Origin of the sequence: Paracoccus sp. (in: a-proteobacteria), from assembly GCF_032007265.1 — a bacterium.
Taxonomy (GTDB): Bacteria; Pseudomonadota; Alphaproteobacteria; order Rhodobacterales; family Rhodobacteraceae; genus Paracoccus.
The window spans coordinates 1-8,598 of sequence record NZ_DALZMB010000137.1 but is presented as its reverse complement, the minus strand read 5'-3'; the positions used below and the strand labels follow the sequence as shown (position 1 = coordinate 8,598).

Below are 8,598 nucleotides of genomic sequence, written 5' to 3'. Positions count from 1 at the left end.
AATCGCGGTAATGGCCATGGCGGCAACGCCCCAACACAAGACGCGGACAAGCGCGCGCTTGATCGGCGCACCGCCAGCTTTTGCACCGATCGCGCCCAGCGCCGCCAGTGCAACCAATGTCAGCAGCAAGACCAGCGCAATCAGCATCCCATCGGGCGCAATGATGGCCCCCAACAGGGGAATCGCCCCGGCCACGGTAAAGGTCACCCCCGAGGCAATTGCCGCAACGGTCGGATTGGCGGCATGGATCTCGCTTAGGCCCAATTCGTCGCGCAAATGGGCGCTAAGGGCATCATGCTCGGTCAGTTCGACCGCAACAAGGCGGGCGGTATCAGGGGCAAGGCCGCGCGATTCATAAATCGCGATCAGCTCTTGCAGCTCGATTTCGGGATCAGCGCGCAAGGCACGTCGCTCGCGGTGAATATCGGCATGTTCGATATCAGCCTGTGAGCTGACCGACACATATTCCCCCGCCGCCATCGACATCGCGCCAGCCACTAGCCCGGCAAGCCCCGCGGTCAGCACGGTGGCCGTATCAGGCGCAACCGCAGCCACCCCCACCAAAAGCGAGCCAATGGAAACAATCCCATCATTGGCCCCCAGAACCGCTGCACGCAACCAGCCCGCGCGGCTGATGTAATGGGGATCGTCGGGATGCGCTTCGGGGTGGGTGTTTATAGTCATGGCCTCTTTCTGCCGTGAACGTCGTGCGGGCCTTTGGCAAAGCGCCCGAAAGGCGGGTTTCAGGCACATTTTGGCCAGTGGTCAATAAAGCCAACCTGCCCCATCCCGAGTGCAGGGCGCAAGCTTGGGCCTGCGCTTGTGTCATCATTTTGATCGCAAGAATCGCCGGAACGCGGCCCTGCGGCCAGCGCAAATGCAATCAGGTGGCGGAAGGAGCTGGGGGTAACGCTCTTGCTTGACGGGGGCAACTGCGCAGCAATTTATACGCTGCGCAGATCGCTGATTTGGCGCGAGCCTAGGCCCGCCTCTCTCCGATTTGGCCAATGCTCATCACCTCAAGCACCTTGGCCTCGATATCGGCGGCGTTCATGCCTGCGTCGCGATACATCGCCTTGGCGTCGGCATGGTCGATGAAGGTATCCGGCAGCACCATCTGGCGGAATTTCAGCCCGCCGTCCAATGCGCCCTCTTCCAAAAGCAATTGCGAGACATGGCTGCCAAAGCCGCCGATCGCGCCTTCCTCGATGGTGATCAGCGCCTCGTGCTCATGCGCCAGCTGCAAGATCAGGTCGCGGTCCAGCGGCTTGGCAAAGCGCGCATCAACCACCGTCGGGTTGATGCCGCGTGCAATCAGCGCCTCGCGCGCCTTCATGACCTCAGAAAGGCGGGTGCCGAAAGACAAGATCGCAACCCGCGCACCTTGGGCGATGACGCGGCCTTTTCCGATCTCCAGCGGGATACCACGCTCGGGCATTTCGACGCCCGTGCCTTCGCCGCGCGGATAGCGAAAGGCGATGGGGCCATCGTCATAGGCGGCAGCCGTGGCAACCATATGGACCAGATCAGCCTCATCCGCGGCGGCCATGACGACCATTCCGGGCAGGTTCGCCATGAATGCGATGTCAAAGGCCCCTGCATGGGTCGCACCATCGGCCCCCACCAGACCCGCGCGGTCAATGGCAAAGCGCACGGGCAAGCGCTGGATCGCGACATCATGGACGATCTGGTCATAGCCGCGCTGAAGGAAGGTCGAGTAAAGCGCGCAGAAAGGCTTCATCCCGCCTGCAGCAAGACCTGCGGCAAAGGTTACGGCATGTTGCTCGGCGATGCCCACGTCAAAGCAACGCCGCGAAAAGCGCTCGGCAAACAGATTAAGACCGGTTCCATCCGGCATTGCCGCAGTCACGGCAACGATCTTGTCATCCCGGCTGGCCTGATCGACCAGGGCACGGGCAAAGACCGCAGTATAGCTTGGCGCATTCGATTTCGCCTTGGCCTGCGTGCCCGTCAGAACATCAAACCGTGCCGTTGCATGGCCGCGGTCGGCGGCTGCTTCGGCAGGGGCGTAACCCTTGCCCTTTTTGGTCACGGCATGGATCAACACCGGCCCGTTGGCGCGCGATTTCAGCGTGCGCAGCAGCGGCAGCAATTGGTCAAGATCATGGCCATCTACCGGCCCGATGTAGGAAAAACCCAAAGCCTCGAACAAGGTGCCGCCCACGGCCATGCCCTTGAGCATTTCCTTGGCGCGGCGCGCGCCCTCTTGCAAAGGCGAGGGCAAAAAGCCCACCGCACCTTTGGCCACGGATTTCAGCTCGTGAAACGGGCCTTCGGCGTAAAGCTTGGTCAGGTGACGCGACAGCGCGCCGACGGGGGGCGCGATCGACATCTCGTTGTCATTCAGCACGACAAATAGCCGCTTGCCCAGATCGCCGGCGTTATTGAGCGCCTCAAAGGCCATGCCTGCCGACATCGCCCCATCGCCGATCACCGCAATCGCATCCCCGGGATCACCGCCCAGCTCGCGCGCCATGGCAAAGCCAAGACCGGCGCTGATCGAGGTCGAGCTATGGCCCGCGCCAAACGGATCAAAGGGGCTTTCCGAACGCTTGGTAAAGCCCGACAGCCCTTCTTCCATGCGCAGAGTGCGGATGCGGTCGCGCCGCCCGGTCAGGATCTTGTGCGGATAGCACTGATGACCCACATCCCAGATGATCTTGTCGCGCGGCGTATCGAAAACCGCATGCAGCGCCACTGTCAGTTCGACCACACCCAGACCAGCGCCCAAATGCCCGCCCGTGACCGAGACAGCGCTGATGGTTTCGCTGCGCAATTCATCGGCCAGCTGGCGCAATTGCGCATCGCTGAACCCCTTCAGATCCGAGGGCAGGTTTACCCGGTCAAGAAGCGGCGTCTTTGGCCGGTCCTGATGGCTGTCGTCAGTCATTGGCTTCCCCTTCCGGGTGGCATTTCAGGCGTTGTTCAGACGCCGCTCAGGCGTGCCGTTCGATAACGAAACGCGCAAGTTCTCGCAAGTTTCCTGCAGCGTCACCAAACTGTGTCAGCGCGGCATCGCTGTTGGCGACCAGCTCGAGGGTTTTGGCACGTGCCCCCTCAAGCCCCAAAAGCGACACAAAGGTCGCTTTGCCCGCCGCATCATCCTTGCCAACGCGCTTGCCGGTCTGGCTTTCATCCCCCGTCACATCCAAGATGTCGTCGGCAATTTGAAAGGCCAGGCCGATATTGCGGGCGTAATCTGCCATAGCGGCCGTATCCGCACCCGCCAAAATCGCACCGGCTTTGGCCGAAAACTCGATCAACGCGCCGGTTTTTCCGGCCTGCAACTGGGTAATCTGGGCCAGGGTCAGGGCCGTTTGGGCGCTTTCGGCGGCAATATCCAGCATCTGGCCATAGACCATGCCACGCGCGCCGACCGCATCCGCGAATTCGCGCAGCAAAGCGATACGAACCTCGGCACTGCCCAGCTCTGGCCCGGTCAAAAGACCAAAGGCCATGCTTTGCAGCGCATCCCCCGCCAGAATAGCCGTGGCTTCGGAAAAGCGGATATGGGTGGTTGGCAGGCCACGGCGCAGATCATCATCATCCATCGCCGGAAGATCATCATGCACCAGACTATAGGCATGCAAGGCCTCGACGGCGGCGGCTACGGGCAGCGCGGCGCTGTCGGCGACGCCGTGAAGGCGGGCTGATTCCATCACCAGATAGGCGCGGATGCGCTTGCCGCCGCTGCAGGCATATTGCATGGCGTCACGCAGCTCTCCGGCGGGGAAAGTCGCAATAGCCTGATCCAGCGCAGTGGCAAGCTGCGCTTTCACCTCATCGAAACGCGCTTGCATTACAGCCCCTCGACCGGGACCGTGCCATTGGGCTGGCCATTCGCGGCCAGGGTGATTTTCTCGACACGCTCTTCGGCCTCGCGCAGACGCTTTTCGCAATGTTTGCGCAATTCGGCGCCGCGCTCGTACAGCTTGATCGAATCCTCAAGCGTGGCATCGCCGTGCTCTAGCTTGCCGACGGTCGCCTCCAGCTCTTTCATCGCTTCTTCGAAGGACATGGTTTCGATTTCGGTCATCAGGCTACCTCAGTCAGGACATCGACATGGGCGCGCACAGATCGGCCCAGAGCATCCAGATCATACCCGCCTTCGAGCGCGGATACCACCGGAGCCGAACATTCCGCGGCCGTATCGCAAATCATACGGGTGATCGCGGTGAAATCCCCCTCGTCCCAGTCAAGGCTGGCCAAAGGGTCAGCCCGATGCGCGTCGAACCCGGCCGAGATCAGCACCAACTGCGGTCGCCAGCTTTCCATTTGCGCACAGATCACTTGCCAGGATTCGCGTGCGCGCGCACTGCCGGTGCCCGGCTGCAACGGCAGGTTCATGATCTGGCCAAAGGCACCTGTCTCACTGGTCTTGCCGGTGCCGGGGAACAGCGGCATCTGATGGGTCGAGGCGAAAAAGGCGCGCTTGTCGTCCCAAAGCAGATCTTGCGTGCCATTGCCGTGATGGACATCGAAATCCAGCACCGCGACCCGGTCCAGCCCGTGCAGATCCAATGCGCGTTTTGCCGCAATCGCGACGGATCCGAAAACGCAAAAGCCCATCGGGGTTTCACGTTCAGCGTGATGGCCGGGGGGCCGCATCGCGACAAAGGCATTGGGCGCCTGCCCCGCCAGAACCGCATCCACCGCAGCGCAGACCCCGCCCACCGCGTGGCTAGAGGCCGCATAGCCACCATGAGACGTATAGGTATCACCATCCAGCATCGTGATGCCCTCATCCGGGATCGCGGCGCGGATCTTGTCCAGATAGGCCGCCGGATGACAGCGCAACAGATCGGCCTCGCGCGCTTGGGGCGCCTCGCGCCGCACCACGGACGCATCTTGCAAGGCATCCAGCACCGCTTGCATGCGCGCCACCTGCTCCGGATGTCCGGGCGGCGTCAGGTGATCAAAGGCCGAAGGGTGCGTGAAAAGCAGTGTCATCACATATCCCCCCAAGGCCCGAATCCGCTGGCTGCGATCTTTGCCATTCTTTCCCCCCGAAAATGCCACAACCCGGCCGGGATCAGGCTATGCCGGAGGGGGCATTGTGGCAAGGACAGCCCAAGCCCGCCTAGACATAGGCAGCCACTTGGGCCGGGCGGGCGTGGGGCAGCCACTCTTGGGGCAAACGCGCTTGGGCATGGCAGCCACAAACCACAAACCAGACAGCGCGCCGGACACCGGCACGCTACCCCAGCTTCACACGCTTAGGCAGTCAGGCGCATCCGGTCATGGCCAGTGATCGTGACCTCCATCAGCGTCCCTTCGGGCATGTCGCGGTCAAAGCTGACCTCGGTGAATTGCTCGGTGCGGCCCAGACGCGGACCTTCGGTCAAGATCATGCGGCGCTGGCCGATCTGCCCCTGAAGATGGGCCATAAGTGCGCCATCCCCCTTGGCGCGCAAACGTGCCGCACGATCCTTGATCGCAGCACCCTGCACCTTGGGCATTCGCGCGGCAGGCGTGCCTTTGCGCGCGGAATAGGGAAAGACGTGCAGGAAGGTCAGGCCACAATCATCAACCAGCTTCAGCGAATTTTCGAACATATCTTCGGTTTCGGTGGGGAAGCCCGCGATAATGTCGGCGCCAAAGATGATCCCAGGGCGCAGCTTGCGCGCATCCTCGCAAAAGCGGATCGCATCGTCGCGCAGATGGCGGCGCTTCATGCGCTTGAGGATCATATCATCGCCCGCCTGCAAGGACAGATGCAGATGCGGCATCAAGCGCGGCTCGGTCGCGATTGCCAGCATCAGGTTGTCATCCGCTTCGATCGAGTCGATCGAGCTGATGCGCAGGCGCGGCAGATCGGGGACCAAACGCAGGATGCGCATCACCAGATCGCCCAGGCGCGGCGTGCCGGGCAGATCGGCACCCCAAGAGGTCAGATCAACGCCGGTCAGCACGACCTCGTTGAAGCCGCGATCGCGCAGACGCTTGATCTGCTCGACCACCACGCCCGCCGGAACGCTACGCGAATTGCCACGCCCAAAGGGGATGATGCAGAAGGTGCAGCGGTGGTCGCAGCCGTTCTGAACCTGCACATAGGCGCGGTGACGGCCAAAACCATCGATCAGATGGCCCGCAGTTTCCTTGACCGACATGATGTCATCAACGCGGATCTTTTCCGTCTCGCCAATCAGATCGGGGGCCATATTGGGCGCGCGAAGCTGCTCCCAGATGGCGGGCTGCATCTTTTCATGATTGCCGATGACTTTCGTCACCTCGGGCATGGCGGCAAAGGTCTCGGGCTCGGTTTGCGCCGCGCAGCCCGTCACGATCACCGGGGCGCCGGGGTTTTCCCGCGCCAAACGGCGGATTTCCTGCCGCGCCTTGCGCACGGCCTCGGCGGTGACGGCGCAGGTGTTCACGACAACCGCCCCTTGCAGGCCAGCGGCCTGGGCCATTTCGCGCATGGCCTCGGTCTCATATGCATTCAGCCGGCAGCCAAGCGTCGCGAAAATCGGAGGGGTAGTTTCGCTCATTCGCGCCAGATCCCATCAAAGACATGGGCGGTCGGGCCGGTCATCCAGACCCCATCCTCGCGCCAGTCGATTTCCAAAGCCCCGCCCTCGGGGACATTGACCTTGACCTTGCGTCCCGTCAGCCCGCGCCGCGCCGCAGCCACCGCCGCCGCGCAAGAGCAAGACCCCGAGGCCAGCGTCGGCCCGGTACCCCGTTCCCAGATGCGCAGCTTGATCTCGCTATCCGACAGGACCTGTACGATCTCGACATTGGTGCGCTGCGGATAAAGCGGGTGATGTTCGTGCGTGGGGCCGAAACGGTCCAGATCGACGGCATCGGCGTCATCCACAAAGAACGTGATATGCGGATTGCCCATGCCGGTCGCAACAGGATCGCCCGCAATAGGCAGATGAAGCATATCGATATCTTCGGCAATCGGGATCGCACGCCAGTCCAGAACCGGATGGCCCATATTCACGCGGGTCAGGCCATTGCCCGCATCCTCGGCCAACAGCACGGCATGGTCGGTTTCCAGCCGCAGGTGGCTGGCGCCTGTCTCATCCATCAACCAGCGGGCAATACAGCGCGTGGCATTGCCACAAGCGGCCGACAACGAGCCATCCGCATTAAAGAACGTCAGCCGCGCATCGGCATTGCCATCGCGACGCACAACCGCCAGCTGATCAAAGCCCACGCCGCGATGACGGTCTGCAATCCGCGTCACAAGATCCGCCGTTGGCATCTCGCCCCCGTCGCGCAGATCGATAACCACGAAATCATTGCCAAGCCCATGCATCTTCATGAAGGGGAGGCGCGTTTTTCCAGCGTTTTCCATGGTCGCGATATAATCCCGCAAAAAAGATTTAACCAGAGTGTCGTTTTCCGCTTGACCCTACCCGCCAGTAAAACTACTCAGCGTCTCAAGAAGTGGGCCCATAGCTCAGTTGGTAGAGCAACTGACTTTTAATCAGTGGGTCACAGGTTCGAATCCTGTTGGGCTCACCAATTATCTCCCTTTGAGATCAGCGCGTTAATCGCCGTCTCAAAAGGGAATAACGGTGAGAATGAGACTTCTGGATCACTTTTCCAGACTTTCGTCAGACCTGCACCTCTTATAAAAAAATCCTTGCGATATTGTGATACTGGCGCGTTCGTTGCCTGTCTTGTCTATTTCTGCCGATGCAGATAGCTAAAGAAAATGATCACCGCCTTCATTATCTTCGCAGGTGGTTAACGCGCTAATCGTCAGATTCGGCGCTGTCGGTATCCGATCCCTCCCGTTTTCCGATACCCTCACGATCAAGTGACCCAACTAAAAATCACACGACCAGCCCAAACGCGCCAAGCAGACCGCGCCCGACCGAACCCGCGCCATTCCAACCCGCAGGCGACTCAGGACACCCAGGGCCGACCAAACCGCGCCAACACGCTCTATGCGGTCCGTTGGGCCCCGCTGATCGCCTGTTGCGGCTATCTCTCAGTCGCCCCTCTCCGGCTGGCCCCTTGCCCTGCCCCACCTTTTCGCGCGAGCCTGATCAAGGCTCTCATCTCTCACAACAGCGACAAAGGACTGGCCCATGGAATACGACATAGATGCGACGCGCAGTTTTGGATCGAGTGTCGATTTCGGCAAGACGGCATCGGATTATGCAACCTTTCGTGCGGGATTTCCGCCGGAATTCTTCCAATCGCTTGCGACCCGCGGTTGGGTCCGCGCCGGTGATCGCGCGCTTGATCTGGGCACGGGCACCGGAACAGTCGCACGCGGCCTTGCCCAAATGGGCATGGCTGTGACCGGTGTTGACCCTGCCCCGGCCCTGTTGATCGAGGCGGCCGTTCTTGATCAGGAATGCGGCGTCAATGTCAGCTATCGCACCGGCACCGCCGAGCAGCTAAGCGAGCCGTCAGCCAGCCTCGAACTGGTCACGGCGGGTCAATGCTGGCACTGGTTTGACAGGACCGCGGCTGCACGCGAGGCCTGTCGCGTCCTGACCCCTGGCGGACGCATCATCATTGCCCATTTCGATTGGCTGCCGCTGGCCGGCAATGTGGTCGAGGCGACCGAGGCGCTGATCCTGCGCCACAATCCCTCTTGGACGATGTCGG

8 protein-coding genes and 1 tRNA gene are annotated in these 8,598 nt (G+C 61.6%); 2 read left to right on the top strand and 7 right to left on the bottom strand.

Annotated features, from left to right (window positions below; all coding sequences use genetic code 11):
- The 7 genes from RTS12_RS18810 to dapF form a co-directional block, all read right to left on the bottom strand.
- The coding region (locus RTS12_RS18810) for a VIT family protein (protein ID WP_312531242.1) at positions 1–684 on the bottom strand (684 nt) is incomplete at its 3' end.
- 295 nt (positions 685–979) lie between these two features.
- A complete protein-coding gene (gene dxs, locus RTS12_RS18805; RefSeq protein WP_312531241.1) occupies positions 980–2,911 on the bottom strand; it encodes a 1-deoxy-D-xylulose-5-phosphate synthase in 1,932 nt (643 codons plus the stop codon).
- Between the two features lie 46 nt (positions 2,912–2,957).
- Positions 2,958–3,821 (bottom strand): farnesyl diphosphate synthase, encoded by an 864-nt coding sequence (locus RTS12_RS18800; protein WP_312531240.1) that lies wholly within the window; start codon positions 3,819–3,821, stop codon positions 2,958–2,960.
- Positions 3,821–4,057, bottom strand: coding sequence for an exodeoxyribonuclease VII small subunit (locus RTS12_RS18795; RefSeq protein WP_312531239.1), 237 nt, complete (start codon positions 4,055–4,057; stop codon positions 3,821–3,823). The genes RTS12_RS18800 and RTS12_RS18795 overlap by 1 nt, the downstream gene beginning before the upstream one ends.
- Positions 4,057–4,971 (bottom strand): histone deacetylase family protein, encoded by a 915-nt coding sequence (locus tag RTS12_RS18790; RefSeq protein ID WP_312531237.1) that lies wholly within the window; start codon positions 4,969–4,971, stop codon positions 4,057–4,059. Before RTS12_RS18790 ends, RTS12_RS18795 begins: the two co-directional genes overlap by 1 nt.
- Before the next feature lie 266 nt (positions 4,972–5,237).
- The gene (mtaB, locus tag RTS12_RS18785) at positions 5,238–6,512 is read right to left on the bottom strand and encodes a tRNA (N(6)-L-threonylcarbamoyladenosine(37)-C(2))-methylthiotransferase MtaB (protein ID WP_312531235.1); all 1,275 of its coding nucleotides are present in this window, start codon (positions 6,510–6,512) and stop codon (positions 5,238–5,240) included.
- Positions 6,509–7,294 carry a diaminopimelate epimerase gene (gene dapF, locus RTS12_RS18780; RefSeq protein WP_312531234.1) on the bottom strand — a complete coding sequence of 262 codons (786 nt, stop codon included), beginning with the start codon at positions 7,292–7,294 and terminating at the stop codon, positions 6,509–6,511. Before dapF ends, mtaB begins: the two co-directional genes overlap by 4 nt.
- A gap of 127 nt (positions 7,295–7,421) precedes the next feature.
- Between dapF and RTS12_RS18775 the strand changes: the two genes are divergently transcribed.
- Both RTS12_RS18775 and RTS12_RS18770 read left to right on the top strand, forming a co-directional pair.
- Positions 7,422–7,497, top strand: a tRNA-Lys gene (locus RTS12_RS18775).
- 572 nt (positions 7,498–8,069) lie between these two features.
- Positions 8,070–8,598: class I SAM-dependent methyltransferase (locus tag RTS12_RS18770; RefSeq protein ID WP_312531232.1), on the top strand; the 529-nt coding region annotated here is incomplete at its 3' end.

Bases quoted from the DNA above. Each gene is read 5' to 3' on its own strand.
- mtaB (WP_312531235.1), bottom strand. From the start codon at position 6,512: ATGAGCGAAACTACCCCTCCGATTTTCGCGACGCTTGGCTGCCGGCTG.
- RTS12_RS18790 (WP_312531237.1), bottom strand. From the start codon at position 4,971: ATGACACTGCTTTTCACGCACCCTTCGGCCTTTGATCACCTGACGCCG.
- dxs (WP_312531241.1), bottom strand. From the start codon at position 2,911: ATGACTGACGACAGCCATCAGGACCGGCCAAAGACGCCGCTTCTTGAC.
- RTS12_RS18795 (WP_312531239.1), bottom strand. From the start codon at position 4,057: ATGACCGAAATCGAAACCATGTCCTTCGAAGAAGCGATGAAAGAGCTG.
- dapF (WP_312531234.1), bottom strand. From the start codon at position 7,294: ATGAAGATGCATGGGCTTGGCAATGATTTCGTGGTTATCGATCTGCGC.
- RTS12_RS18800 (WP_312531240.1), bottom strand. From the start codon at position 3,821: ATGCAAGCGCGTTTCGATGAGGTGAAAGCGCAGCTTGCCACTGCGCTG.